Origin of the sequence: Streptomyces sp. NPDC048277, assembly GCF_040652235.1 — a bacterium.
Classification (GTDB): domain Bacteria; phylum Actinomycetota; class Actinomycetes; order Streptomycetales; family Streptomycetaceae; genus Streptomyces.
In genome coordinates this window covers 1-25,711 of record NZ_JBEZLQ010000053.1, presented here as the reverse complement: position 1 = coordinate 25,711, position 25,711 = coordinate 1, and the positions used below count along the sequence as shown (strand labels likewise).

General features: G+C 72.7%; 22 protein-coding genes. 10 read left to right on the top strand and 12 right to left on the bottom strand.

Annotation, left to right across the window (positions count from 1 at the left end; translation table 11 throughout):
• Positions 1-8: 8 nt before the first annotated feature.
• Entirely contained in the window at positions 9-1,682 is a 1,674-nt protein-coding gene (locus AB0D85_RS50800; RefSeq protein ID WP_362338055.1) for an FAD-binding dehydrogenase, read from the top strand.
• 1 nt (position 1,683) lies between these two features.
• Here AB0D85_RS50800 and AB0D85_RS50795 read toward each other — a convergent pair whose 3' ends face one another.
• The gene (locus AB0D85_RS50795; protein ID WP_362338027.1) at positions 1,684-2,031 is read right to left on the bottom strand and encodes a DUF488 family protein; all 348 of its coding nucleotides are present in this window, start codon (positions 2,029-2,031) and stop codon (positions 1,684-1,686) included.
• Between the two features lie 171 nt (positions 2,032-2,202).
• On the opposite strand from AB0D85_RS50795, the gene AB0D85_RS50790 reads away from it, so the two are divergent.
• Genes AB0D85_RS50790 through AB0D85_RS50775 form a run of 4 tightly spaced genes read left to right on the top strand, consistent with a single transcriptional unit; the run spans position 2,203 to position 7,010 of the window.
• Complete coding sequence (locus AB0D85_RS50790; protein WP_362338024.1) at positions 2,203-3,618, top strand: M1 family metallopeptidase; 1,416 nt, start codon at positions 2,203-2,205, stop codon at positions 3,616-3,618.
• A gap of 41 nt (positions 3,619-3,659) precedes the next feature.
• Positions 3,660-4,415, top strand: a complete 756-nt coding sequence (locus AB0D85_RS50785; protein ID WP_362338021.1) for a L,D-transpeptidase family protein — start codon at positions 3,660-3,662, stop codon at positions 4,413-4,415.
• Positions 4,416-4,446: 31 nt separating this feature from the next.
• Positions 4,447-5,145 (top strand): response regulator transcription factor, encoded by a 699-nt coding sequence (locus AB0D85_RS50780; RefSeq protein ID WP_362338018.1) that lies wholly within the window; start codon positions 4,447-4,449, stop codon positions 5,143-5,145.
• Complete coding sequence (locus AB0D85_RS50775; RefSeq protein ID WP_362338015.1) at positions 5,142-7,010, top strand: HAMP domain-containing sensor histidine kinase; 1,869 nt, start codon at positions 5,142-5,144, stop codon at positions 7,008-7,010. The genes AB0D85_RS50780 and AB0D85_RS50775 overlap by 4 nt, the downstream gene beginning before the upstream one ends.
• Here AB0D85_RS50775 and AB0D85_RS50770 read toward each other — a convergent pair.
• Together AB0D85_RS50770 and AB0D85_RS50765 are read right to left on the bottom strand one after the other, a co-directional pair.
• Entirely contained in the window at positions 7,003-7,257 is a 255-nt protein-coding gene (locus AB0D85_RS50770) for a WhiB family transcriptional regulator (protein ID WP_362338013.1), read from the bottom strand. The two genes, AB0D85_RS50775 and AB0D85_RS50770, sit on opposite strands and share 8 nt — an antisense overlap.
• A 113-nt stretch (positions 7,258-7,370) precedes the next feature.
• The gene (locus tag AB0D85_RS50765) at positions 7,371-8,585 is read right to left on the bottom strand and encodes a saccharopine dehydrogenase C-terminal domain-containing protein (protein ID WP_362338010.1); all 1,215 of its coding nucleotides are present in this window, start codon (positions 8,583-8,585) and stop codon (positions 7,371-7,373) included.
• Positions 8,586-8,707: 122 nt separating this feature from the next.
• Between AB0D85_RS50765 and AB0D85_RS50760 the strand changes: the two genes are divergently transcribed.
• Positions 8,708-9,400, top strand: coding sequence for a helix-turn-helix domain-containing protein (locus tag AB0D85_RS50760; protein ID WP_362338007.1), 693 nt, complete (start codon positions 8,708-8,710; stop codon positions 9,398-9,400).
• Positions 9,401-9,501: 101 nt separating this feature from the next.
• Positions 9,502-10,806, top strand: a complete 1,305-nt coding sequence (locus AB0D85_RS50755) for an MFS transporter (protein WP_362338004.1) — start codon at positions 9,502-9,504, stop codon at positions 10,804-10,806.
• A gap of 27 nt (positions 10,807-10,833) precedes the next feature.
• Here AB0D85_RS50755 and AB0D85_RS50750 read toward each other — a convergent pair whose 3' ends face one another.
• On the bottom strand, positions 10,834-11,283 hold the full coding sequence (locus AB0D85_RS50750) for a cyclic nucleotide-binding domain-containing protein (RefSeq protein WP_362338000.1): 450 nt from the start codon (positions 11,281-11,283) through the stop codon (positions 10,834-10,836).
• 397 nt (positions 11,284-11,680) lie between these two features.
• On the opposite strand from AB0D85_RS50750, the gene AB0D85_RS50745 reads away from it, so the two are divergent.
• On the top strand, positions 11,681-12,106 hold the full coding sequence (locus AB0D85_RS50745; RefSeq protein WP_362337997.1) for an ATP-binding protein: 426 nt from the start codon (positions 11,681-11,683) through the stop codon (positions 12,104-12,106).
• A gap of 113 nt (positions 12,107-12,219) precedes the next feature.
• Positions 12,220-13,047 (top strand): SigB/SigF/SigG family RNA polymerase sigma factor, encoded by an 828-nt coding sequence (locus tag AB0D85_RS50740; protein WP_362337994.1) that lies wholly within the window; start codon positions 12,220-12,222, stop codon positions 13,045-13,047.
• Positions 13,048-13,054: 7 nt separating this feature from the next.
• On the opposite strand, the gene AB0D85_RS50735 is transcribed toward AB0D85_RS50740, so the two are convergent.
• Both AB0D85_RS50735 and AB0D85_RS50730 read right to left on the bottom strand, forming a co-directional pair.
• Entirely contained in the window at positions 13,055-15,277 is a 2,223-nt protein-coding gene (locus tag AB0D85_RS50735) for an FUSC family protein (RefSeq protein ID WP_362338053.1), read from the bottom strand.
• A gap of 49 nt (positions 15,278-15,326) precedes the next feature.
• A complete protein-coding gene (locus AB0D85_RS50730; protein WP_362337991.1) occupies positions 15,327-16,703 on the bottom strand; it encodes an NAD(P)/FAD-dependent oxidoreductase in 1,377 nt (458 codons plus the stop codon).
• 250 nt (positions 16,704-16,953) lie between these two features.
• Here AB0D85_RS50730 and AB0D85_RS50725 point away from each other — a divergent pair, with 250 nt between their 5' ends.
• Positions 16,954-17,763, top strand: coding sequence for a methyltransferase domain-containing protein (locus AB0D85_RS50725; RefSeq protein ID WP_362337988.1), 810 nt, complete (start codon positions 16,954-16,956; stop codon positions 17,761-17,763).
• Positions 17,764-17,776: 13 nt separating this feature from the next.
• Here the strand turns inward: AB0D85_RS50725 and AB0D85_RS50720 are convergent, their stop codons facing one another.
• The 6 genes from AB0D85_RS50720 to AB0D85_RS50695 form a co-directional block, all read right to left on the bottom strand.
• Positions 17,777-18,208 (bottom strand): ATP-binding protein, encoded by a 432-nt coding sequence (locus AB0D85_RS50720; protein WP_362337986.1) that lies wholly within the window; start codon positions 18,206-18,208, stop codon positions 17,777-17,779.
• Between the two features lie 91 nt (positions 18,209-18,299).
• Complete coding sequence (locus AB0D85_RS50715) at positions 18,300-20,204, bottom strand: AMP-dependent synthetase/ligase (RefSeq protein ID WP_362337982.1); 1,905 nt, start codon at positions 20,202-20,204, stop codon at positions 18,300-18,302.
• 129 nt (positions 20,205-20,333) lie between these two features.
• Positions 20,334-21,422 (bottom strand): glutamate--cysteine ligase, encoded by a 1,089-nt coding sequence (locus tag AB0D85_RS50710; RefSeq protein ID WP_362338050.1) that lies wholly within the window; start codon positions 21,420-21,422, stop codon positions 20,334-20,336.
• 106 nt (positions 21,423-21,528) lie between these two features.
• Positions 21,529-23,733, bottom strand: a complete 2,205-nt coding sequence (gene glgB / locus AB0D85_RS50705; RefSeq protein ID WP_362337979.1) for a 1,4-alpha-glucan branching enzyme — start codon at positions 23,731-23,733, stop codon at positions 21,529-21,531.
• Positions 23,734-23,737: 4 nt separating this feature from the next.
• The gene (locus tag AB0D85_RS50700) at positions 23,738-25,093 is read right to left on the bottom strand and encodes a maltokinase (protein WP_362337976.1); all 1,356 of its coding nucleotides are present in this window, start codon (positions 25,091-25,093) and stop codon (positions 23,738-23,740) included.
• Positions 25,094-25,123: 30 nt separating this feature from the next.
• On the bottom strand, positions 25,124-25,711 hold a 588-nt coding region (locus AB0D85_RS50695), incomplete at its 5' end, for an alpha-glucosidase C-terminal domain-containing protein (RefSeq protein WP_362337973.1).

Here is a 25,711-nt window from a genome sequence, read left to right as displayed (position 1 = left end):
CGGTCGCCATGGACGCGGACGTCATCGTCGTCGGAGCGGGCCTCGCCGGCCTGGTCGCGGCGCACGAACTCACCAGCAGGGGCAGGCGCGTTGCCCTGGTCGACCAGGAGAACGCCGCCAACCTCGGCGGCCAGGCGTTCTGGTCCTTCGGCGGGCTCTTCCTCGTCGACTCGCCCGAGCAGCGCCGCCTCGGCATCAAGGACTCCCTCGACCTGGCCTGGAGCGACTGGCAGGGCAGCGCCCAGTTCGACCGCAAGGGCGACGAGGACTCCTGGGCGGTGCGCTGGGCGCGCGCGTACGTCGAGTTCGCGGCGGGGGAGAAGCGGCCCTGGCTGCAGAGCCACGGCATCAGCCTGCTGCCGACCGTCGGCTGGGCCGAGCGCGGCGACCTGCGCGCCACCGGGCACGGCAACTCCGTCCCCCGCTTCCATGTCGCCTGGGGCACCGGCACCGGCGTGGTCGAGCCCTTCGCCCGCTACGCCAAGCAGGCCGCCCGCGACGGACTGCTCACCTTCTACCACCGCCACCAGGTCGACGAACTCGTCGTCGAGGACGGCGAGGCCCGCGGGGTGCGCGGCACGGTCCTGGCCGCCGACGACGCGAAGCGCGGAGTCGCCTCCAACCGCGACCGCATCGGCGACTTCGAGCTCACCGCCCAGGCCGTCGTCGTCACCACCGGCGGCATCGGCGCCAACCACGACATCGTCCGCCGCTACTGGCCCGAGCGCCTCGGCACCCCTCCCGCCGAGATGGTCACCGGCGTCCCCGCCTACGTGGACGGCCGCATGCTCGACATCAGCGCCGCGGCCGGCGTCCGGCTGGTCAACCGCGACCGCATGTGGCACTACACCGAGGGCCTCCAGAACTGGGATCCCATCTGGCCCGGCCACGGCATCCGCATCCTGCCCGGCCCGTCCTCGATCTGGCTCGACGCCCTCGGCCGCCGCCTTCCCGACCCCTGCCTGCCGGGCTACGACACCCTCAGCACCCTCAGGTACCTGCGCACCACCGAGGACATCGCCGGGTACGACCACTCCTGGTTCGTCCTCACCCGGAAGATCATCGAGAAGGAGTTCGCGCTCTCCGGCTCCGAGCAGAACCCCGACATCACCGCCAAGGACCGGGGGGCCGTGCTGCGCGACCGGCTGCTCGGCAAGGGCGCGCCCGGCCCGGTGCGGGCCTTCCTGGACAAGGGCGCGGACTTCGTGACCGCGACCTCCCTGGAGCAGCTCGTCGAGAAGATGAACGGGCTCACCGACAAGGCGCTGCTCGACGCGGCCGAGGTGCGCCGCCAGATCGTCGCCCGCGACCTGCAGATCAACAACTCCTACAGCAAGGACTCCCAGATCCAGGGCATCCACAACGCCCGCCGCTACATCGGCGACCGCCTGGGCCGGGTCGCCACTCCGCACCGGATCCTCGACCCCGCCGCCGGGCCGCTGATCGGCGTCCGGATGCACGTCCTCACCCGCAAGACCCTCGGGGGCATCCAGACCGACCTGGACTCCCGCGCCCTCGGCGCCGACGGGAAGCCGATCGGCGGACTCTACGCGGCCGGTGAGGTGGCCGGCTTCGGCGGCGGCGGCGTGCACGGCTACAACGCGCTGGAGGGCACGTTCCTCGGCGGCTGCCTCTACTCGGGCCGGGCGGCCGGACGGGCTGCGGCGAAGCAGACGGCGTGATTCAGTGGGAGAGGAGCCGCGCCAGCACGGTCGCGTGGCTCTCCTCCGGCGTCTTGGACGCGGTGAGCAGCGTGACCCTGCCCTTGCGCACCAGCTTCCGCAGGCCGTCGAGGAGTTCGGCGGCCTCGGGAGCGTCCAGTTCCGCCTCGTAACGACGGGTGAACTCCTCGTACGACCCGCCCCCGTGGAACCAGCGGCGCAGCTCGTTCGACGGCGTCAGCCCCTTCGGCCACTCGTCCACGTGCGCGTCCTCCTTGGCCATCCCGCGCGGCCACAGCCGGTCCACCAGGACGCGCACCCCGTCCTCCGGCTCGGGCGATTCGTAGATCCTGCGGACGCGCACGCTCACGGTCGGGCACCTCTCGGCTCGTCGACGGGTGCGGCGAGCGTATGCGGCGGGCCCGTGACACCGGCCGCCGACGCGGCACGACTTGACCTGAATGAGGGGGAAGCCGCGGCGGCCGCCCGCCTAGTCTGTGGGTTCGCGATTGATCATCGGCCACCCCCTCAAGGAGCGAATGTGCAGGTTGCCACCAGCAGACGGACCGCAGTCCTCCGCCGCGAGGCCGTCCTCGCCACCGTCCCGGTCGCCGTGGCGGCCCTGCTCGCCGCCGCCGGACCGGCCTCGGCGAGCACGATCGGCGCCTCGGGCGCGGGCGACGCCTACTTCCCGCTCAGCGGCAACGGCGGCTACCACGTCAGCCACTACGATCTGACGCTCCGCTACGACACCTCCTCCCGCCACCTCGACGGCAAGGCCGTCCTCACCGCCCGCGCCACCCAGGAACTCACCCGCTTCGACCTCGACCTCAAGGGCCTGAAGGTCACCCGGGTGACGGTCGACGGCCGGGCGGCGCACTTCAGCCGCAGCGGACAGGAACTCGTCGTCACGCCCGCGCGTGCCCTGGCGAAGGGCCGGGACTTCCGGGTCGCCGTCACCTACGACGGCACCCCCAAGCAGGTCACCGACCCCGACGGCTCGGCCGACGGCTGGATCGCCACCGACGACGGCGCGTTCGTCGCCGGGGAGCCGCAGGGCGCGATGACCTGGTTCCCGGCGAACAGCCACCCCAAGGACAAGTCGTCGTACGACTTCACGATCACCGTCCCCAAGGGGCGCACCGCCGTCGCCAACGGCGTCCTGCTCGGGCAGCACACCGCCCAGGGCCGCACGACCTTCCGCTGGCGGGAGAGCGAGCCGATGGCCGCGTACCTCGCCACCGCCACGGTCGGCACGTTCAAGGTCGAGCAGTACACCACCCGGGACGGGATCAAGGTGTACAACGCGGTGGACCCGCGCGAGGCGAGCGGGTCGGCGGCCGTGCTGAAGAAGCTACCCTCGGTGCTGGAGTGGGAGAGCAAGCTGTTCGGGCCGTACCCGTTCCGCTCCGCCGGGGCGATCGTCGACCACGCGCCGAGCGTCGGGTACGCGCTGGAGACGCAGGGCCGGCCGCTCTACGACTCCGCGCCCGACCTGAGCACCCTCGTCCACGAGAGCGCCCACCAGTGGTTCGGTGACTCCGTCTCCCTCACCGCCTGGAAGGACATCTGGCTCAACGAGGGCTTCGCGACGTACGCGGAGTGGCTGTACAGCGAGCAGCACGGGGGCGACAGCGCGCAGAAGACCTTCGACGCGCTGTACGCCAAGGCGGCGAGCGACGGGCTGTGGGCGTACCCGCCCGGGGACCCGGGGAGCGGGGCGAACATCTTCGGCACGCCGGTCTATGCGCGGGGTGCGATGGCGCTGCACGAGCTGCGCAAGGCGGTCGGGGATCCGGTGTTCTTCCGGATTCTGCGGGCGTGGGCGAGCCAGCACCGGTACGGGCACGGGACAACGGCCGAGTTCGTGAAGCTGGCCGAGGGGCAGTCGGGGATCGACCTCGGTGCGCTGTTCCAGACGTGGTTGTACACGAAGGGCAAGCCGAACCAGGCCTGAATCCTGACCAGTTCCTTACAAGTCTCGGTCACCCTCGTTTCATGATCCATCGCAGAACCGCCGTCGCCTTCCTCGCCGCCGCCCCCCTCGTGCTCTCCGGTTGCGGGGGCGGCGCCGAGGCCGCGCCGAGCCGGTCGGACGTGAGTCGGCCCGACGACGGCCGGCCGGCCGGGGCGACGGCCACCCCCACACCCGAGAGCACCCCGCAGCCGCTGGACATACCCGGGCTCGGACCCAGGACCAAGGCCGCGATACCCGAGGGGGCCCGCCAGGCCGTCGTCGCCGTCGGACGGGGCAAGGACTCCCCGATCTCCTCCGTCGTCCTCTACTCACGCGACGACAACGGCTGGCAGCGCGGCGCCAGTTGGCCCGCGCACAACGGCAAGAGCGGCTGGAGCGAGCACCACATGGCCGGGGACCTGCGCTCGCCGGTCGGTGTCTACGGACTCACCGACGCCGGGGGCCTGCTCGCCGACCCAGGGAGCAAGCTGCCGTACCACCGGTCCGCCGGCTTCTACTCGCCGGGTACCGGCTTCGAGGGCGAGCCGCTGGAAGGCTCCTTCGACTACGTCGTCGCCATCAACTACAACCGCGAGCCGGGCACCTCGCCGCTCGACTGGACCCGGCCGCTGGGCACGGCGCGCGGCGGCGGCATCTGGCTGCACGTGGACCACGGGGGTCCGACGCACGCCTGTGTGAGTGTCGCCAAGGCGCATATGAAGGAGCTGCTCAAGGCCCTTGATCCGGACCGGCATCCGGTGGTCGTCATGGGGTACGCCGACTGGCTCGCCCAGTAGGCCGCCGGTACGCCGTTTAGGATCCGAACTCGTGTGCGCACATGTGCTGGTCGCCGAGGACGACGAGATGCAGGCCGAGCTGATCCGGCGCTCCCTGCTGGCCGAGGGCCATACCGCGACCGTGGTCCACGACGGGGCCGCGGCCCTGGACGCGGCCCGCCGTCTCGGGCCCGACCTCGTCGTCCTCGACCTCATGCTCCCGGTGATCGACGGCTTCGGCGTGTGCCGGATGCTGCGCGGCGGCGATCCGGAGATCCCGGTGCTGATGCTCACCGCCCGCTCCGACGAGGACGACGTGCTGCTCGGCCTGGAGCTGGGCGCCGACGACTACATGACCAAGCCGTACAGCCCGCGGGAGCTGATGGCCAGGATCCGGACGATCCTGCGGCGCAGCGGGCGGGCCGCAGGTGCGCGGGAGGAGCCTGCCGTGACCGCCGCCGGTCTCCGTGTCGATCCCGTGCGGCACGAGGTGCGCTGCGACGGGGAGCCGGTGGAGGTGACTCCGGCCGAGTTCCAGATCCTGCTCGCCATGGCCGGGGAGCCGGACCGGGTGTTCACCCGGCGGCAGTTGCTCCAGTGCACCCGGGGCTTCGACCGGGCCTCCACCGAACGGGCCGTCGACGTCCATGTGATGAACCTGCGCCGGAAGATCGAGGCCGATCCCCGGCGGCCGGTGCGGCTGCTGACCGTGTTCGGCGTCGGCTACAAACTGAGCGGGGGACGGTCGTGAAGTCCCGGATACCGTGGCGCAAACGGCTGCTCGTACGGCTGCTGTTCACGTCGGTGCTGATCGCCGTGTGCTCCGTGGCCGCCACCGCCTGGCTCGCGGTGACGACCACCACCAGCGCGCTGGAGGAGGAGCAGGGGCAGGACCTCGCCGCCGACAACAGGATCCTCGCGCAGCTGAGCGGGTACGCGGCCGACCACCCCGACTGGAGCGGGGTCCGGCGCACGGTCCGGGAACTGGCCGCGAAGACCGGGCGCAGGATCGCCCTGACCACCGCCGACCGCACGCTGATCGCCGACTCGGCGTCCCGCGACACCCCCCTGCCGCCCCGGCCGGCCGCCGCCGTGGACCCTCTGCACACCGACACCTACACCGAGTCCGGCGCCCAGCTCAGCGGCATCGACCCGCGCGCGGTGGGCCCGTTCCGGCTGACCGCGCCGGAGCGCGCGAAGCTGGACGCGGTCGCGCAGAAGCAACAGGTCTGCTTCAACCGGGTGGGTGTGCGGACCACCGTCGAGCACGCCCCGAGCGGGCGGCCGTTCGTCGTCTTCGCCGACGCGAGGGACGCTCCCCTGGGAATCAAGGTCGGGTGCGGCAACGTCGTCGGCGAGTCGACCTCCGCTGTGAGCGGCGCGCTCGACTTCCCGATGCCCACCGAGACGAAGGCCCTCGGCGCGCTGACGGACCTCGTCCGCCCCTGCCTCCGGGCCAAGGGCATGGACATCGCTGGACCGCTGTACCTCACCTACGACACGACGAGCCGCAACCCGGTCAGGGGCGGCTTCCTCGTCACCCGGAAAGGCGTCAAGGAGGACAGGACACAGGCCGACCCGACCGCGAACAACTGCGTCGCCGGCGCCCGCCGCACCCAGCTCGAACCGTACGTCGCCCCGGCCGCCGAGCTCTTCCTCGGCATCGGCGACCAGACCGCGCCCCGCTTCGACATGTCCCGGGCCAACAAGGCGAAGATCGTCGGCGCGGCCGGACTGGTCCTCGCCGTCACGGTCGCCGTCACCGCGGTGGTCGCCACCCGTCTGGTACGACCGCTGCGCGCGCTGACCCTCGCCGCGCAGCAGCCGCCCGAACTGCACGTCCGGGCGCCGGTGCGGACGCGGGACGAGACCGGGCTGCTGGCCGAGGCGTTCAACGACCTCACCGAGCGCCGGGAACGCCTGGAGGAGCAGCGCAAGGCGATGGTCAGCGACATCGCCCACGAACTGCGCAGCCCGCTCACCAACATCCGGGGCTGGCTGGAGGTCACCCGGGACGGCGTGGTCGACCCCGCCCCGGCGCTGCTGTCCTCGCTGCACGAGGAGGCCCTGGTCCTCCAGCGGATCATCGACGACCTCCAGGACCTGGCGGCCGCCGACGCCGGCACCCTGCGGGTGCACCGTGAGCCGGTCCGCGTCGCCGACCTCCTCGACCAGGTGGCCGCCGCCCACCGGGTCGCCGCCGACGCCGCCGGGGTCACCCTGCTGACCGATCCCGACGGCACCGCCTGGCTGGACGCGGACCCGGTGCGGATGCGGCAGGCGCTGGGCAACCTGGTCTCCAACGCGATCCGGCACACCCCCGCCGACGGGACCGTCACGATGGCCGCCCGCCGGGACGGCGAGGTCGTCGTCCTCACCGTCGCCGACACCGGGCAGGGCATCGCGCCGGAGGACCTGCCGCACGTCTTCGAGCGGTTCTGGCGCGCGGAGAAGTCCCGCAGCCGCCGCACCGGAGGCAGCGGTCTCGGCCTGCCGATCGTGCGCCACCTGGTCGCCGCCCACGACGGCACCGCCGAGGTGCGCAGCGAACCGGGCAAGGGCGCCGAGTTCACCCTGCGGCTGCCGGCGGCCCGGGCACCGGCCGACGTCAGCTGAACCGGCGGGCCGCCGCCTGCCTGCGCCGGGCCAGCAGCCGGCGCTCCGTCTCGGTCGTACCGCCCCAGATACCGACGGTCTGCCCGGTCTCCATCGCCCAGCGCAGGCACGGCTCCTGGACCGGACAGCGCTCACAGACGGCCTTCGCCCGCCGCGCCTGATGCAGCGACGGGCCGGTGGTGCCGATCGGGAAGAAGAGGTCCGGGTCCTCGGTGCCGCACTCGGCGTGCGCTCGCCAGTCGTCCATCGAAGTCACCTGCGATCCAAGTCGACTCTGCCGTTTCGGGTGCGCGTTGCTCGGCTCCGGGTCACCGGAGCGGGCGCGGCCGAAACGGCCAAGTCCCTCGGAAGCGCGGGCGGTCACTGCTCGCGCAGGCCCCAGGGCGAGCCGTACTCGGTCAGCAGGTCGAGGAACGGGCGGGCCGGGAACGCCTCCGGACCGAGGACGCCCGAGCCCGACCACGCGCCGGTGGCCAGGAGTTCGAGGGCGACGACCGGGTTGAGGGCCGTCTGCCACACCACGGCCTGACAACCGTACTCCGCCATGGACCACTCGTTGTCGACAACGTGGTAGAGATACACCTCGCGCGGCCGCCCGTCCTTCGTCCCGCGCACCCAGGTGCCCGCACAGGTCTTGCCGCGCATGCGCTCGCCCAGTGTCGCCGGGTCGGGCAGGGCGGCGGCGACCACGTCCCGGGGCGAGACCGTGACCGGCCCGTCGGCGCCGGGCACGGTCACCGGGGCGGTGCTGTCCAGGCCGAGCAGATGGAGCGTCTTCAGCGTCTCGATGAACTCGCCTCCGAGTCCGTACTTGAAGGTGACCCGCCGTGCGTCCACCCACCGCGGCACGAGCAGCACCTCCTCGTGCTCCACGTTCACGCACTCCACCGGCCCGATGCCCGCCGGGAAGTCGAACACCTCCGGCTCGCTGAAGGGGGCGGTGGTGAACCAGCCGCGTTCCTTCTCGTACACGACCGGCGGATTGAGGCACTCCTCGATGGTGGTCCAGATGCTGAAGGAGGGCGCGAAGTCGTAGCCGTCCACCGTCAGGTTCGCGCCGTCACGGATGCCGATCTCCTCGATCTCGTCGAAGAGCTCGTCGGCCGCGTACCGTGCGAACACGTCCGACAGACCGGGCTCCACCCCCATGCCCACCAGGGCGAGCGCACCCGCCTTCTCCCACTCGGCGGCCAGCGCGAACTGCTCGTCGCCCAGCTTGACCCCGCACTCCTCGTACGGTCGCTCGGCGTGCGGCCGGGACAGCGACATCGCCATGTCGAGGTAGGCCGCCCCGGCCGTGCGCGCGGCCCGGAACAGGGGCATCACGAAGCGCGGGTCGGTGGCGTTGAGCAGCACGTCGCAGCCGTGCCGGGCCAGCAGCGCGGCCACGGCGGTCTCGTCACCGGCGTCGACACGCTCGGCGCGGAACCGGCCGTCACCGGCGGCCGCCACGGCCGCCTCGGCCCGGGCCGGGTCGTAGTCGGCCACCACCATCACCTCGAAGAACGGGCGGCGGGCCGCGATCCGGGTGACGGCGGTGCCCACACCGCCTGCTCCCACGAGCAGTACACGCATGGCGAATCTCCTTCTCGAACAGAGTGCGAGGTCGAGTACGGGGGCGCCTTGGCCGGAATCAAACGCCGGGCCGTCGCGTAAGGTCAATGGCGTTGGCATAAGAACGGTCAGTGGGGTGTGAGATGCCCAAAAAGGTCGTACCGGAGGATAAGCGGCGCCGGCGCCGTCCGACGCGCAGCGGCACCGTGCTGTCCGAGCGGCTGATCGTCGAGACGGCGCTGCGGCTGCTGCGCGAACACGGCAGCGCCGGCCTCACCGCCCGCCGCCTGGGCCTGGCCCTCGACTGCGACCCCAGCACCCTGTACCGCTACTTCCGGGGCATGGACGACCTGACCCTGGCGATCGGCGACGCGCTCATCGGCCAGGCGCTGGCCGGCTGGGTGCCGACGGGGGAGTGGCGGACGGACCTGCGCACGATCGGGCTGCGTGTCCACGCGGAGTACGTGGCCCACCCGCAGGCGGCCCTGCTGACGGCGAACCGGGTGACGGGCCGGGCCCATGAACTGGCGGCGGACGAGGCGGTCCTGGACGTCCTGGGGTCGGCGGGCTTCCCGCTGGCCGAGGCCGTCCGCGTCTACCACGCCTTCATCGACCAGACCCTGGCCTTCGCGGCCCTGGACGCGGCGTCCCTGGCCCTGCCGAAGGACTCCCGGCGGGCGGACGAGGCCAAGTGGAGCTCGACGTACGCCCGGTTGCCGCACACGACCCACCCGCGCCTCGCGGAGGCCGCCCCGCTGCTGGCCAAACGCATGGTGACCAGCGCCTATCCGACGGCGCTCGAGATGCTCCTGGACAGCGCGGGACGCAGCTTGTGAACGTCTCGCCGGCCGCATCCTGAGACAACCGGTTCGGCAGGCGGAGAAGTTGCTGGGATAGTGAACCCGCAGCCGAAAGATGTAGCGAGCACAGGAAGTCCGTGGACACCAGCGAGAGCGGCACCCAGTCCGGCATACAGCCCCCCGACGACTCCACCGCGGCCCCACCCCGGCGCGGCTGGCGCCGCTGGGCGATGGACACCCGGCCGCTGGCCGTCCCGGCCTACCGCAGGCTGTGGTCCTCGACCATCGTCACCTCGGTCGGCAGCCAGCTCACCGCGGTGGCCGTGCCCAAGCAGATCTACGACATCACCGGTTCCTCGGCCTGGGTCGGCGCCGCGAGCCTCGCCGGGCTGTTGCCGCTGATCGTGTTCGCGCTGTGGGGCGGCGCGGTCGCCGACGCCATGGACCGCCGCAGGCTGCTGCTGATCACCAACGTCGGCATAGCCGTCACCTCGCTGCTGTTCTGGCTCCAGGCCGTCACCGGTCTGGAGTCGGTGGCCGCGCTGATGGTGCTGCTCGCCCTGCAGCAGGCGTTCTGGGGGCTGAACGCCCCGGCCCGTACCGCCTCCATCGCCCGGCTCGTCCCCGAGGCACAGCTGCCCGCCGCCAACGCCCTCGGGTCGACGGTGATGCAGACCGGCCAGGTGGTCGGGCCGCTGCTCGCCGGTGCCCTGATCCCCGTCATCGGCCTGCCCGAGCTGTATCTGATCGACGCGCTGGCGCTGTGCGTGACGGTGTGGGCGGTGTACCGGCTGCCCGCGCTGCCGCCGCTGGCGGGTGCGGCGGCCCGCCGGGCCGGGGTGCGGGAGATCGTGGAGGGGTTCCGCTACATCTCCATGCACAAGGTGCTGTTGCTGTCGTTCCTGGCCGACATCATCGCGATGGTCCTCGGCATGCCCCGCGCCCTGTTCCCGCAGCTGGCCGCCCAGACCTACGGCTCCTACGGCGAAGGGCTCGCGCTCGGCCTGCTGTTCGCGGCGATCCCCATCGGCGCGGTGCTCGGCGGGATCTTCTCCGGCACCTTCTCCCGGGCGCGCCGGCACGGGTTGATGGTGATCGGCGCCGTCGTCGGCTGGGGAGCCGCCGTCGCGGGGTTCGGGCTGAGCCGCAACCTCTGGATCGCCGTGGCCTTCCTGGCGGCCGCCGGGGTCGCCGACATGGTCTCGATGGTCTTCCGGGGCGCGATCCTGCTGTCCGCCGCGACCGACGAGATGCGCGGCCGGATGCAGGGCGTCTTCACGGTGGTGGTCGCGGGCGGTCCGCGCCTCGCCGACGTGCTGCACGGCACCATGGGCTCCGTGTTCGGGGCGCGTACGGCCGTCACGGGCGGCGGGCTGCTGGTCGTCGCCGTCATGCTGGCGCTGGCCGCCGCCGTCCCCGCCCTGCGCCGCTACCGCATCTGACGATCGTCAACCACCGCGGCCGACCGGCTACACGGGCCGCCGCCCGACGTACGCGTCGAGGAGCTTGCCCCGGGTGACCTCCAGCCGGCTGGCGAGGATCTCGGCGACGGTCCGCACCAGCGACAGCCCGAGCAGCGGATCCTCCACGCACAGCGCGAGCACGGCCGAGGCGTCGTACTCGTAGGCCCGCACCTGGCTGAAGGCCACCGCCCCGAAGTCCCAGGTGTACGGCGGGAACAGCCACGACCAGCCGAGCAGGTCGCCGGCGCCGAGGCTGGCGACGGTGACCCGTTTGCGGGACGTCACCTCCTGGTCCAGGTTGACCGCTCCGGAGCGGATCACCCAGAAGCGGTCCGCCGTGCCGCCCGCCTCGAAGATCCGGGTGTCCTCGGGGAAGGAGACCTCGTGAGCCAGCTCCATGAGGCGCTCGCGCTGCGCCTGGGGCAGGGCGGTCAGCAGTTTGATGGCTTTGGTCATGGCGCGGGGCTCCTCGCCGGCGACGGTACGGGGCTTTCCCTACGCCCATTTCAGCCGCTGCCGCCGCGCCGGGCACCTCGAAGAACGTGAGAATCGCCGCGGCGGACCCGTCCGGGCGTTAAAAAGCCCTGGCTGGACGGGGGAGGCCAGCCAGGGCCGTCAGAGGTGGTACGGGAGGACCTTCCGTCGACTCCCCGACCACTTATGGGTGAACGGTAAACCATCCGGAGCGGTTTCGCGCAACAAGGAACAGGCTACGTGACCCGTTTCACTTTGGGGAAGCCCTTGCGGCCCCCGAACGGGTTTGGCCGCGCTCCGAGAGGTCAGCTGAACAAGGAGAGACCCGTACGAACGGGGCACGGCACAACCGCCCGTCCACCACCCAGGGGGCGAAAGGATGCGCGAGAACCACCGGACCGAGTCAGCAGTGGCACCACCCGAGTCCCGCCGGCCGACGCCGCCGTTGCGGCCGGCCGACGCCCGCAGAGCCGTACGCGGTGCGGTCGCCCGGCGCGCCGCGCCATGCGCGGCCGAAGCCCTCGACGACGCCCTGATCGTCACCTCGGAACTGACCACCAACGCGATCCTGCACGGCGGCGGGATCACCGGCTTCGACGTCGACGTCGACGGTTGCGCGGTACGGGTGTCGGTCAGCGACCGCAGCGACGAACTGCCCGTGGCCGACAAGGTCCTGGACGGGCGCGACCGCGGACGGCCCGGCGGCCGGGGCTGGCCCATCGTCTGCCGGCTGGCCCTCGACGTGGAGGTCACCGGACTTCCCCGCGGGGGCAAGCGGATCACCGTCGTCGTACCCCTGACCTGAGCCGCCGGGCCGAGGCGGACCTCCCGCGGCGGCCCTGACAGCGCAGTTCGGGCCGAGTCCCGGAACCACGTTCCGGCGACACCCCGCAACCCACAGTTCAGGAGCGATTCCGCATGCTCACCGACTTGCCGACCAGCCGCTCCGGCACACCCGACCGCACCACCCGCACCGGGTCCCGGCGCGCCCACGACGACGCCCCCGAGACGGCAGCCCGCTTCGCCCGCCTCGCCGCCCTCGACGACGGCCCCGAGCGGGACGCGCTGCGCGACGAACTGGTGGCCGCCTGGCTGCCCATGGCGCACCGTATCGCCGGCCGCTTCCGCGACCGCGGCGAGACCGCCGAGGACCTGCGCCAGGTCGCCGCGCTCGGCCTGGTCAAGGCCGTCGACCGCTACGACCCCGCACGCGGCGCCTTCGAGAGCTACGCGGTGCCCACCATCACCGGCGAGGTAAAGCGGCACTTCCGGGACCGGATGTGGGCGCTGCGCGTGCCCCGCCGGGTGCAGGAGCTGCGCAACCGGGTGCGGGCGGCCCGCCGCGAACTCGCCCAGCACCCCGGCACCCGCGAACCCTCCACGGCCGACATCGCCGCCCACACCGGCCTGACCGAGGACGAGGTCGCCGCCGGCCTGGGCGCCCTGGAGAGCTTCAGCACCCTGTCGCTGGACGCCGAACTCTCCGCCGGGGAGGACGGTCACCGGCTCGCCGACACCCTCGGCGAGACCGACTCCTCGTACGACGTCGTCGTCGACCGGGAGGCGGCCAGGGAGGGGCTGCGCCGGCTGCCCGAGCGGGAGCGGGCCATCCTCTACATGCGGTTCTTCGAGGACATGACGCAGAGCCGGATCGCCGACCGCCTGGGCATCTCCCAGATGCACGTCTCCCGCCTCATCAGCCGCAGCTGCGCCCGCGTCCGCGCCGAGGCCCTGGGCCGCCGGTGACCCACCGTCAGCCGGCGCGGGACCGGACCGGCACCTTCAGGGGCCGGGCCAGACCCACCACCGCCTCGTCCAGGCGCTGCAGATGCCGCAGCACCCGGTCGGTCACCCGGCCGTAGCGCGGGGCCCGCAGGGTGCCCGGCTCCAGCATCGCCGCGATGCTCGGACCCGTCTCGATCCCGGCGGCGGGCCGCCCTCCGGCGACCTGCGCGGCGATCGCCTCGATGTTGCGCACGATCCGCTGCCCCGCCCCGCGCAGCCGCGGATCCGCGGCGATCGACGGATGGGTGGGCAGCAGCTCCGCCGTCGCCGCGAGGGAACGCGCGTGATAGGCGCAGGTCTCCAGGAGCGCCACGACATAGCGCGCGGTGTCCCGGCGGGAGCGCAGCGGGGTGATCGGATGGGTCAGCGGCTGGACCGCCGCCCGCAGGTCGGCCAGCGCCTGGTCCAGGTCACGGGCCTTCTCCACCAGGTCCGTCGGCGGCGCCCCGCTCAGCTGCTCCGCAGCGGCCCGGGTGACCTCGGCCAGCCGGTCCAGCGTCCCGGCGAGCAGTTCGTCGGTACGGCGGTCGGTGTGCACCGGCAGCACCACCGCGGCGGCGATCACCCCGCACACCGCGCCGAGCGCCGTCTCCTCCACCCGCAGCACCAGGACGTCCGTGCTGTAGGTGTTGAGCAGCGTGTACAGCAGGCCCAGCATCGCCGTCACGAAGAACGACATCAGGGTGTACGACAGCGGCGCCGAGTAGAACATCGCGAAGATGAACAGCAGCACCAGCCCGAACGCCGTCCAGACGTGGTGCCCGACCAGTCCGGCGAGCCCGATGCCGGCCACCACGCCGAGGACCGTGCCGAGCAGCCGCCGGTAGCCCTTCACCAGGATCTCGCCGGTGGACGCGGTGTTGATGAACACGATCCAGCAGGTGAGCACCGCCCAGTACCAGCGCTGGGCGGACAGGAACTCGCCGCCGACGATGGCCAGCGACGAGCCGACCGCCACCTGCACCGCCGCCCGTGTGGTGGGCCGGCGCAGCCCGGTCGGCTCCGCCGCCTCCCGCTCCCGCTCCTGCTCCTCGGCGCCCTCGATGGCCGCGTCCTCGGCGTCCAGCTCCTCCCGGGACCGGGAGGTCGCCGGGGTGTCGTCGGACTCGTCCTGCGGCCCGTCCATGGCGATCCGCAGCCCCAGCACCGCCCGCGCGGTCTCGCCGATGCCCCGGAAGACGTCCTGGACGGCGGGGGAGGCGTCCGGCAGGTGCTCCTCCTCGCGGTAGCCGAGGAGGCGGTTGCGCAGCCCGGCCAGTGCCGTCCCCGGCGTCGGGCCGGCCGGCCGCAGCACCAGCAGCCGCAGCGCCTCCAGATCCAGGCGCAGCCGTTCCGTGGTCTCGTCGTGCACCGGCCGACCGGCGGCCGCCGGCAGCGGGGCACCCGGCAGATGCAGCGTGAGCGTGTCCGCCCGCCGCTCGCTGCGCGCGGTCAGGAGGAGCAGGCCGAGCCGCTCGGCGGCGATCTCGGCGTCCGCGATCCGGCGCTGCACCAGCCGGGCCACCGCCTCGTCGGAGGTGCCGTCCGCGAGCCGCCCCTGGATCATCAGGGCCGTCTCGTGCAGCCGGGCGGTCCTGACCCGGACCTCCTCGACCGCCCTGTCCAGCTCGTCCGGGCCGGCGTCGAGCAACTCGATCTGCGCGGAGACCAGTTGGGCGAACCGGACGCGAAAGGCCCGCCGCAGCCGGCCGAGGATGCCCGCGGGCGTCTGCGGTACGAGCAGGAAACGGGCCACCGCGGCGCAGCCGAACGCCACCGCGATCGCCAGGTACAGGCCCGGCAGCGCGGACGGGGTCGCGTGCACGAACAGCGAGACGAAGTACATCTGGAAGCCGATCAGCCCCAGCGCCGTGCCCCGGTCGCCGAACCGGCGGCCGTAGACCGCGCCGAAGATGAGCGCGACGAAGAACAGATCGCCGATGACGACGTGCCGGTTGAGCAGCGCGCCCAGCGACAGCGAGGCCAGCGCCACCGGCAGGCCCAGCGCGAGCGTGCCGGCCTGCTCCGGGCGCTGCTTCTCCCGGATCGCGAAGGTCGCGACCATCGCCGTGATGGCCCCGGCCACCAGATGGGACACGTCGACCCGCAGCACCGCCAGGACGGCGAGGGTGAGCGCGATCGAGGTGACCGTGCGCAGACCGGCGGTGAAGCGGAGCAGCCCGGGGTCGGACGCCGCGAGCCGCCCCCACAGCTCCGCCCGCACCGACCGCCCTGCCGCTCTCACTCCGCCGCGCTCGGGGTCACGCGCCGGCGCCGCCGGAGGCCTCGGCGCGCTCCCTGACCTGCTCCGGGGTCAGATACGTGTCCGTGTACTCGAAGTCCTTGAGCCGGGCGGGCCTGCGGGACTGGAATCCGGTGCGGACGAAATCGTCGCCGGCCACCGCGTTCAGCAGCCAGTTGGTCGCGACCCGGGTCTTCGCCACGTTGGTGCGCAGCGCCGACCAGTGGTAGCCGCGGGCCACCGCCTGGGCGGGCAGCCCGCGCAGTTCGATGCCCAGGGGCTTGGACACCGCGTCCTTGCCGCCGAGGTCCACCACCAGCCCCAGGTCCCTGTGCACGTACGGGTGGAGCGGCCGGCCCCGCAGGGTCGCGATGATGTTGTCGGCGACCGCCCGGCCCTGCCGCATGGCGTGCTGCGCGGTCGGCGGGCAGACCGCGCCCTCCTCGTCCTTCGCCTTGTCCGGTACGGCGGCCGCGTCGCCGAGCGCGAACACCCCGTCGTAGCCCGGCAGGGTCATCTCGGCGTCGACCGCGAGCCGCCCGCGGACCGTCTCGGCCCCCAGGGTGGCGATCAGCGGGCTGGCGACCACCCCGGCCGTCCAGATCAGCGTGTGGGTGGGCACCACACGCCCGTCGGTGAAGGTGACCTCCTCCGGGCCCGCCTTCTCGATCGACACCCCCAGGGAGACGTCGATGCCGCGGCGGCGCAGGATCTCCTGGGCGCTGCGGCCGAGTTTGTCGCCCAGCTCCGGCATCAGCTTCGGCGCGATGTCGATCAGATGCCACTTGATCAGCTTCGGGTCCAGGTTCGGATAGCGGTGCAGGGCCGCGTGCGTGAGCTTCTGCAGACAGGCCGCGGTCTCGGTGCCCGCGTAGCCGCCGCCGACCACCACGAACTGCAGCCGCGCGGCCCGCTCCGCCGGGTTGTCGCTGGCGTCGGCCAGATCGAGCTGCGAGATCACGTGGTCGCGGATGTAGGCGGCCTCGGCCAGCGTCTTCATCCCGAAGGCGTGCTCGGTCAGCCCCGGGATGTCGAAGGTGCGGGTGACACTGCCCGGGGCCAGCACGATGTAGTCGTACGACTCGTTGACGAGCTGCTCGGTGATGGTGCGCACGACGCACACCTTGGACTTCAGGTCCACGCCGATCGCGCCGCCCGGGATGATCCGGGTGCGGTACCTCTTGCTGCGGCGCAGCGAGACGGCGATCGACTGGGGCGTCAGCACGCCCGAGGCGACCTGCGGCAGCAGCGGCAGATAGAGCTGGTAGCTGGTCGGCGACACCAGGGTGACGTCGGCCTCGTCGGGCGCGAGTTTCCGCTCCAGGCGGCGCACACATCCCACACCGGCGAAGCCTGCGCCCACCACCAGGATCCTGGGTCGTGTCACGGTGTCCATCCCTTTCCGCTGCTCCGGGCCGGCCGGCTCGCCGCCGTTCGCCTGCCCCGGAACGCTTGCTTCGCACCACGTCGATCCCACCGTGCCCGCCGCCGTTCCGCCAGCCGGGCGGTGCAGGCAGCCGAACGCGTGGGCTCCAGCATGCCCCTGGATCGACGGCAGAAACCGGCAGTCGCACATATATGCGCCGGATTTCCGTCCGGTGCGAGCTCGCCCCACGGCGATCACGTACGCCAGTAGAGTGCCCGCCATGGCGCAGACCCAGCCCGCAACGGGCTTCCAGAAGCGGCACATCGACCCCGACCGGGTGGCCCCGCTGGTGGGCGCACTGGACTCCCAGGACGCCAATCCCGGCGTACGGCGGCTGCGCGCCTGGGCCGAGGAGGCACTGGCGGTACGGCCCGGCGAGCGACTCCTCGACGTCGGCTCCGGAACCGGCTCGCAGACCCGGGCGCTGGCCGCCGCCGTCGGCCCGGACGGCGTCGCGATCGGCGTCGAACCCAACCCGGGGCTGCGCGCGGTCGCCGAGGAACGCTCCGCGGACAGCCGGGCCCGGTACACCGACGGCGACGCGCTCGCCCTGCCGCTGTCCGACGGCTCGGTGGACGTCGTCTGGTGCGAACGGGTCCTGCAGCACCTCCCCGATCCCGACCAGGCGGTCGCCGAGATGGCCCGGGTGCTGCGCCCCGGCGGCCGTGTGGCGCTCCTGGACACCGACTGGGCGACCATGATCCTGCACCCCGGCGACCCGGAGGTGGTGCACGCCCTCTCCGCGGCCGTGCTGAACGGCGCCAACCCCCGTTCCGGGCGCCGCCTGGTCGGCCAGCTCAGCGCGGCCGGCTTCGTGGTGGACGACCGCGGCTCGCAGGCCCTGCTCCAGGACCACCGCTCGGTCGCCTGGCCGGTGATCCGGATGCTCGGCGAGTCCGCGGTACGCACCGGAGCCCTGACCGAGGACCAACGGGACGTCGCGTACGCCGAACTCGCCGAGGCCGCCGAACAGGGCGCGCTGCACATGTCGGTGACGATGTTCGGGGTGGTCGCACACCACCCCGAGTGAACGCACCCGGCCCTCACCAGGGCAGGAACGCGTGGATGTCCTTGCCGTCCTCGGTGACGACCACGCTGACCTGGTCGCACAGGGTCTGCAGCAGATGCCAGCCGATGCCGCCCCCGCCCCGGGGCGGACGGAAGGGCCGGGGTTCGGGCCGGACCCGGCTGGTGTCGTGCACGGTGATGTGCACACCGTCGTACGTCCGGCGCATCCGCAGTTCGAAGGGGCCCGGCGCGTACTGGACCACGTTGGCGGCCAGCTCCGTCACGACCAGCAGGATGTCGTCCCAGCACTCGGGGGCGGCGGGCGGCGAGGTGCGGGCGAGGTCGGCGAGATAGCCGTCCGCGGCGAGCCGGGCGCCGGTCACGTTGCGCAGTTCGCCCGGGAAGCAGACCGTGCGCTCGCCGGTCTTCTCCCTGGCTCCGCTGTCCCGCCGTGGCCCGGTTGCCATCGCGTCTCTCCCGGCCCCGGAAGGGGGCCGTCGCCGTCTTGCTGGTCCGCCCGACGAGTTCCCACGACCGGACCCGATATACGCGGTCGGCTCAGCGGAACACGTCGTCCGAGTCGTCCCAGTCGGCCGGCTCCGGCGGGCCCTGCCGCCGTACCGCGCGCGAGCGGGCCTGGTACATGGCGTCGATCTCGGCCGCGTAGTGCCGGGTGATGGCGTCCCGGCGCAGCTTCATCGACGGCGTCAGCATGCCGTTGCCCGGGGCGAACGGTTCCTGGAGCACCCGGTAGACCCGGATCGACTCGGCGCGGGACACCACGCTGTTGGCGGACGCGATGGCCCGGGCGATCTCCTCGCGCAGCGCGTTCTCCTCACGCGCCTCGCGCCCCGGCGAGTCCCCCGACACCGCCAGCCCGCCCCGCCAGTGGGCCAGGAAGTCCGGGTCCAGGGTGATCAGCGCGCCCACACAGGGCCGGTCGTCGCCGACGACCACCGCCTGGTGGACGAGCGGGTGCATCCGCAGCCGCTGCTCCAGCGGGGCCGGGGCCACGCTCTTGCCGCTGCTGGTGATGATGATGTCCTTCTTACGGCCCGTGATGGTCAGATACCCCTCGGAGTCGAGCCGCCCGATGTCCCCGGTGGCCAGCCAGCCGCCGCGCAGCGCGGTCCGGGTCGCGTAGTCGTCACCGACGTACCCCTGGAACACCGACGGCCCGCGGACCAGGATCTCGCCGTCGTCGGCCACCTGGATCTGGGTGCCCGGCAGGGCCTGGCCGACCGTGCCCGACTTCTCCCGGCCCAGCGGCTGCATGGTGATCCCGCCGCTGGACTCGGTGAGGCCGTAGCCGTCATGGACGTAGACCCCGATGCCCTCGTAGAACAGGGTGAGTTCACGGCTGAGCGAGGAGCCGCCGGACGTGGCCCGCAGCACCCGGCCGCCGAGCGCCGCCCGCAGCCTGCGGTACACCGTCCGCTCGTACAGGGCGTGTTGCAGCCGCAGGTCGAAGGCCGGGCCCGCGCCCGTGCCCAGCCGCTGCCGCTCCTCGGCGGCGGCGAAGTCCCGCGCGGTCTCCGCGGCCCGCTCGAACAGGGTCCCCCGGCCCGACTGCTGGGCGGTGCGCAGGAACGTCTTGTACAGCTTCTCCAGCACCGACGGCACGGCGTACAGATAGGTCGGCCGGAAGGTGCCCAGGGCCGAGGCCAGCGCGGCCTCGGACATCTCCGGCTCGTGGGCCATCAGGATCCCGCCGCGCAGACACAGCACCATCACCATCAGGCCGTACACGTGCGAGAACGGCAGGTAGGCCAGGACGGAGGCCTGTTCACCCGGGCGCGCGGCCGTGTGCCCCCAGCCCGCGAGGAGGGTGTCGCACGGGTAGGCCAGACCGCGGTGGGTCAGCGCGCAGCCCAGCGGGCGGCCCGAGGTACCTGAGGTGTAGGTGATGGCGGCCGTGGAGTCCGGCATCACGATCCTGCGCAGCGACTCCACCGTGGTCAGCGGGACGTACACGCCCTTCTGCACCAGCTCGGGCAGCGCCCCCGCGTCCAGCTGCCACACGTGCCTGAGCCGGGGCAGGCCCTCGCACACGGTGCCGACGGTCATCACCGACTGTTCGTCCTCGACCGCGACCGCCACACAGGCGGCGTCCCGCAGGATCCACTCGACCTGGTCCCGGGAGGACGTCGGGTGGATCGGCACGATCTCCGCGCCCACCGACCAGAGCGCGAGGCCGAGCACCGTCCACTCGTAGCGGGTGCGCGCCATCACGGCCACGCGGTGCCCGGGCGAGATCCCCGACGCGACCAGCCCCTTGGCCAGGTCGACCACTTCGTCCCGCAGTTCGACCGCGGTGACCTCCTCCCAGCCCGCGCCGCCGGCCTCGGGCCGGCGCGCCAGCACCGGCAGGGTCGGGTTCCGGTCCGCCGTCTCGAAGACGCTGTCGGCGAGCCCGCCGGCCAGGGTCGAAGCGGTCGTCGGAGCGAGGGCGTAGTCGCGCATGCGCTGCTCCTGGCATGTACGGAGGGTGACCCTCCCGATCAGTACTGTTGTCGACGCGGGTCGAATCTAGCCCAGGGGAGGGCGGCCTGTGTCGGGAACGGTCAACTCGTTTCCCCTGATGACAAGAGATCAGCCCTGGGTACGGCGCACGCACTCGACGACCACGTCCCGCAGACTGCCCGTGCGCTCCAGGAAGGATCGCTGCTCGCGGGCACCGCTCCCCCTGTGCAGCAGCTGTGCGACGGCCTCCTCGGCGCCGACCGCGTCACCGCTGCCGGCGAGCGCGTCCGCGGTGTGCGCCAGCAGCGCACGCACCACCTCCTCCGCGGGCCGCGGCCGCATGGTCGCCGGGTCGAGGAGGTCCTGGTCCAGGCCGGAGCGGGCCGCCTGCCAGGACGCCAGCCGGAGCATGCTCACGCTGTGGTCGAGCGGCGGCCGGCCGGCCCGCCAGTCCCGGGCCGCCGTCTCCACCAGCGCCCGGGCCAGTGTGGCGACCAGGACGGTGGTGTCCGCCCGCAGGCACACGTCGGCCACCCGGACCTCCACCGTCGGGTAGTGCACCGACAGCCGGGCGTCGAAGTACACCATCCCCGTGTCGAGGATGACCCCGCTGGCCACCATGTCCGCGACGCGCTGCCGGTACCGCTCGGCCGACCCGAACTCCTCGGTCGGCCCCGCCGACGGGCCGCGCGACCACAGCCGGCTGCGGAAACTGGCGTAACCGGTGTCCCGGCCCTGCCAGAACGGCGAGTTGGCGCTGAGCGCGCGCAGCACCGGGAGCCACGGCCGGAGCCGGTCCAGGACGGCGACGCCCTCCTCGTCGGACTCCACCGACACATGCACATGGCAGCCGCACACGAACTGGTCCAGCGTGGCGCTCCCGAACCGCCCCGCCATCCACCGGTACCGCTCGTGCGCGCTCAGCGCCGGAGTGACCGGCAGCGGGCAGGTGGCGACCGCCGCCACCGCGCAGCCGATCTCCCCGGCGAGCCGGGCCGCCTCCTTGCGGCAGCGCAGGATCTCGGCGCCGAGGTCCGCCATGTCGCGCTGCGGACTGGTGGCGAGCTCCAGCATCTGCCCGAACAGTTCCTTCTGGAACACTGCCTGCCCGGGGTCGTCCCGGGCGGCACGGTCGAGGAGGGCGGCCGACCGGGGCATCGGCTCCCCGCTGTCCGGATGGACCAGCAGGAGTTCTTCCTCCACTCCGACGGTACGCAGCACTGGGGACCGCCCTCCGTCCGGGCCGCGACCGGGCGCGGCGGGGTCTTTCACCCCGAACTGCCCGGACCGGGCCGCGGGAACACGTGAGGGCGTCCCCGGCGGGCTACGGGGCGACAGGCTCCAGCCACACCGTGCCGAGCGGTGGCAATGTCAGCCGCAGAGCGCCCTCGTCGGCCAGCAGCGGCCCCCGGCCGACGACGTCCCCGCCGCCGTAGCGCGCGCTGTCGGTGTTGAGGATCTCGCGCCAGACGGGCATGCCTCCGGGCACGCTCAGGCGGTAGCCGGGACGGACGACCGGGGAGAGGTTGGACACCGCCAGCAACGGCCGGGCCTCGGCATCGAACCTCAGGAAGGCGAAGACGTTGTCCTCGGCCGCGTCCCCCAGGACCCACTGGAAACCCGTCGGATCGGTGTCCCGCTGCCACAGCGCGGGGTGCGTGCGGTAGACGGAGTTGAGATCGCGGACCAGATCCCGGACACCCCGGTGATCGGCCTCGGCACCGTACTCGGGGTCGAGCAGCCACCAGTCGGGCCCGTCCGCCTCCGACCACTCACCGCCCTGGGCGAACTCCTGCCCCATGAAGAGCAGTTGCTTGCCCGGATGGGCCCACATGAAGGCCAGATACGCACGGTGGTTCGCCCGCTGCTGCCACCAGTCGCCCGGCATCTTCGACACCAGGGAGCGCTTGCCGTGCACGACCTCGTCGTGGGAGATGGGCAGGACATAGTTCTCGCTGTACGCGTAGACCATCGAGAAGGTCATCTCGTTGTGGTGGTACTTGCGGTGCACGGGCTCGTGCCGGATGTACTGCAGCGAGTCGTGCATCCAGCCCATGTTCCACTTCAGCCCGAAGCCCAGACCGCCGCTGTCGGTGGGCCGGGTCACCCCGTCCCAGGCGGTGGACTCCTCGGCGATGGTCACCACGCCCGGCGCCCGCCGGTACACGGTCGCGTTCATCTCCTGGAGGAACGCCACCGCGTCCAGGTCCTCACGCCCCCCGAACACGTTGGGCGTCCACTGCCCGGAGTCGCGGGAGTAGTCGAGGTAGAGCATCGAGGCGACCGCGTCCACCCGCAGCCCGTCGATATGGAACTCCTCGCACCAGTACACGGCGTTGGCGACCAGGAAGTTGCGCACCTCCACCCGGCCCAGGTCGAACTCGTAGGTCCCCCAGTCCGGATGCTCCGCCCGCCGCTCGTCCCCGGGCTCGTACAGCGGGTCCCCGTCGAAGCGGGCCAGCGCCCAGTCGTCCTTGGGGAAGTGCGCCGGCACCCAGTCCATGATCACGCCGATGCCGGCCCGGTGCAGCGCGTCGACCAGGTACCTGAAGTCGTCGGGCGTGCCGAGCCGCGAGGTCGGCGCGTAGAAGCCGGTGACCTGGTAGCCCCAGGAGCCGCCGAAGGGGTGCTCGGCGACCGGCATGAACTCGACATGGGTGAAGCCCAGGTCGTTGACGTACGCGGGCAGTTCCTCGGCCAGCTGACGATACGTCAGTCCCGGTCGCCAGGAGGGGAGATGGAGCTCGTACACCGAGAACGGCGCCTCGTGCACCGGGGTGTCGCCCCGGTGTGCCATCCACTCCGCGTCGGCCCACTCGTGACGCGGGACGGTCACGATCGAGGCGGTCGCGGGCGGCACCTCCGCCCGCCGGGCCATCGGGTCGGCCTTGAGGAACCGGCCGCCGTTGCGGGAGGTGATCTCGAACTTGTACCGGTCACCCTCGCCCACACCCGGCAGGAACAGCTCCCACACCCCGGCGGCGCCCAGTGAGCGCATCGGGTACTGCGTGCCGTCCCAGCACGTGAAGTCCCCGGCCACCCGCACACCCTGGGCGTTCGGCGCCCACACCGTGAACCGGGTGCCGGCCACCCCGGCATGGGTCATCGGCTCGGCGCCCAGCGCCTTCCACAGCTGCTCGTGCCGTCCCTCGCGGATCAGATGCAGGTCGAACTCACCGAGCGCGGGCAGGAAGCGGTACGGGTCGTGGACCTCGTGCTCGCCGTCCTCGTACGCCACGAGGAGGGTGTACGACGGGACCTCGGCGCAGGGCAGCACGGCCGCGAAGAGCCCGTCGCCCTCCGGCGCCAGGGGGCTGCGCGTCCCGTCGACGAGCACGCTCACGGCGCGGGCCTGCGGACGCAGCGCGCGCACGAGGGTGCCGCCGTCCACCGGGTGGGCGCCGAGCACTGCGTGCGGATCGTGGTGGGCGCCCGCGAGGAGACGCGCACGGTCGGCGGGGTCCAGGGGCGGGGCCGTGGGCCGGGAGGGGCCGGAGGGCTCGGGCAGCGAGGAGTCGCGCAGTGCCATGACGTCAGCCTCTCCAGCGGGCGAGCCGCTCGATCGCGGCCATCGGAACCGGAAGCCAGGCCGGCCGGTGCCGGGCCTCGTACACCACCTCGTACACCGCGCGGTCCGTCTCGTGGGCCCGCAGCAGCGCGTGCTTCTTCCGCGGGTCCCAGCCCGCCCGGGCCGCGTAGCCCGCACAGTACGCCTCGCGGCAGCGCCGGGCCCATTCCGGGCGCCAGGGGTGGCGCTGGCGGGCCGCGTAGTCGAAGGACCGCAGCATGCCGGCCACGTCCCGCACCGGCGACTGGGTGCTGCGCCGCTCGGCGAGCGGCCGGGACGGCTCGCCCTCGAAGTCGATGACGAACCACTCGCGGTCCGCCCGCAGCACCTGCCCGAGATGGAGGTCGCCGTGGATGCGCTGGGCGTCCGGCCCGGAGTCACAGGTGGCGAGCGCGTCGAAGGCGCCCCGCAGCCCCGGCACGAACGGCCGCAGCGCCGGCACCGCGGCCGCGGCCGCGTCCAGTCGCGCGGACATCGCCTCCGCCGTACGGCCGTGTTCGTCGTGGACGGCCGACGGGAAGGCGGTGGCGAGCGCGAGATGCACATCGGCGGTGGCCCGCCCCAGCTCGTGCGCCTCGGTGGCGAAGTCGTCGCCGGCCGCGAGCGCACGCAGGGCGAGGGTCCAGCCGTCGGCCGCGTCGGGCAGGAACGGTTGCAGTACCCCGAGGGTCGCGGGGCTCGGCTCGGTGGTGCGGAACCAGGCCACCGGCGCCGGCACCCGGTCGCAGCCCTGCGCGGCCAGCGCCCCGGGCACCTCCAGGTCCGGGTTGATGCCGGGCTGTATCCGCCGGAACACCTTCAGGATGTAGGAATCGCCGTACACCAGCGAGGAGTTGGACTGCTCGGCGTCCAGCAGTCGCGGCGCGAGCCCCTCGGGTATCCGGGTCCCCGGGGTCGCCTCGAAGCGCAGCGGGCCCGCCGTGCCGGGCATCCGCAGCCGCTCCAGCAGCAGTTCGGCCGCGTGCGGGTCGTACAGGGCGTCGTAGACCGCGAGTCCGGCCAGCGGGCCCTCCTCGGCCCGGCCTATGTACGCCCGCTCCAGCCGGGGCGCGCGGTGTTCGCGGACGCCGAGCAGGAGCTGGTAGCAGTCACCGGACGGCGAGGCGTCCCCGCCGGCGGAGTGGTCGGCGTGGACCAGCAGATGGAGACAGCCGGGGAAGAGCTCGGTCACGGACAGCACGGACAGATCCGTGACGGGCCGGTCCTTGCCCGCGAACCAGCGCTGCCGCGGCAGCCAGTCGCGCAGCAGCCCGCCCAGCGAGGCCAGCGGCCGGTCGAGGCCGGCCGCCGTGGTCCTGGGGAGGTCAACTGTCTTCGCCATGTGGCGCGTCCTTTCCTCGGCTCCGCACGCTCAGCGCCGACGGCCGATGCGGGAGGCGACTCGGGAGAGCCGGAACCAGTAGAAGCCGTGGCCCGCGAGGGTGAGCAGATACGGCAGTTCACCGATGGCGGGGAAGCGCACCCCGCCGATCAGCTCGACCGGATGCCGGCCGTCGTAGACCCGCAGATCGAGTTCGGTGGGCTGGGCGAACCGGGAGAAGTTGTGCACGCACAGGACCAGGTCGTCCTCGTACTCCCGCAGGAACGCGATGACCGCCGGGTTCGACGACTGCAGCTCGGTGTAGGACCCCAGTCCGAAGGCAGGGTTCTGCTTGCGGATCTCGATCATCCGCCGGGTCCAGTGGAGCAGGGACGACGGGGAGGACATCGACGCCTCGACGTTGGTGACCTGGTAGCCGTGGACCGGGTCCATGATCGTCGGCAGGTACAGGCGCCCGGGGTCGCAGGTCGAGAAGCCGGCGTTGCGGTCGGGGGTCCACTGCATGGGGGTGCGGACGGCGTCGCGGTCGCCGAGCCAGATGTTGTCGCCCATGCCGATCTCGTCGCCGTAGTAGAGGATCGGCGAGCCGGGGAGGGACAGGAGCAGGGCGGTGAACAG

What these genes read in the sequence shown, in the direction of transcription:
- AB0D85_RS50800 (WP_362338055.1), top strand. Translation starts at nt 9, where the DNA reads ATGGACGCGGACGTCATCGTCGTCGGAGCGGGCCTCGCCGGCCTGGTC.
- AB0D85_RS50785 (WP_362338021.1), top strand. Translation starts at nt 3,660, where the DNA reads ATGATCCATCGCAGAACCGCCGTCGCCTTCCTCGCCGCCGCCCCCCTC.
- AB0D85_RS50770 (WP_362338013.1), bottom strand. Translation starts at nt 7,257, where the DNA reads ATGGACGACTGGCGAGCGCACGCCGAGTGCGGCACCGAGGACCCGGAC.
- AB0D85_RS50765 (WP_362338010.1), bottom strand. Translation starts at nt 8,585, where the DNA reads ATGCGTGTACTGCTCGTGGGAGCAGGCGGTGTGGGCACCGCCGTCACC.
- AB0D85_RS50760 (WP_362338007.1), top strand. Translation starts at nt 8,708, where the DNA reads ATGCCCAAAAAGGTCGTACCGGAGGATAAGCGGCGCCGGCGCCGTCCG.
- AB0D85_RS50750 (WP_362338000.1), bottom strand. Translation starts at nt 11,283, where the DNA reads ATGACCAAAGCCATCAAACTGCTGACCGCCCTGCCCCAGGCGCAGCGC.
- AB0D85_RS50745 (WP_362337997.1), top strand. Translation starts at nt 11,681, where the DNA reads ATGCGCGAGAACCACCGGACCGAGTCAGCAGTGGCACCACCCGAGTCC.
- AB0D85_RS50740 (WP_362337994.1), top strand. Translation starts at nt 12,220, where the DNA reads ATGCTCACCGACTTGCCGACCAGCCGCTCCGGCACACCCGACCGCACC.
- AB0D85_RS50730 (WP_362337991.1), bottom strand. Translation starts at nt 16,703, where the DNA reads ATGGACACCGTGACACGACCCAGGATCCTGGTGGTGGGCGCAGGCTTC.
- AB0D85_RS50725 (WP_362337988.1), top strand. Translation starts at nt 16,954, where the DNA reads ATGGCGCAGACCCAGCCCGCAACGGGCTTCCAGAAGCGGCACATCGAC.
- AB0D85_RS50720 (WP_362337986.1), bottom strand. Translation starts at nt 18,208, where the DNA reads ATGGCAACCGGGCCACGGCGGGACAGCGGAGCCAGGGAGAAGACCGGC.
- AB0D85_RS50715 (WP_362337982.1), bottom strand. Translation starts at nt 20,204, where the DNA reads ATGCGCGACTACGCCCTCGCTCCGACGACCGCTTCGACCCTGGCCGGC.
- glgB (WP_362337979.1), bottom strand. Translation starts at nt 23,733, where the DNA reads ATGGCACTGCGCGACTCCTCGCTGCCCGAGCCCTCCGGCCCCTCCCGG.
- AB0D85_RS50700 (WP_362337976.1), bottom strand. Translation starts at nt 25,093, where the DNA reads ATGGCGAAGACAGTTGACCTCCCCAGGACCACGGCGGCCGGCCTCGAC.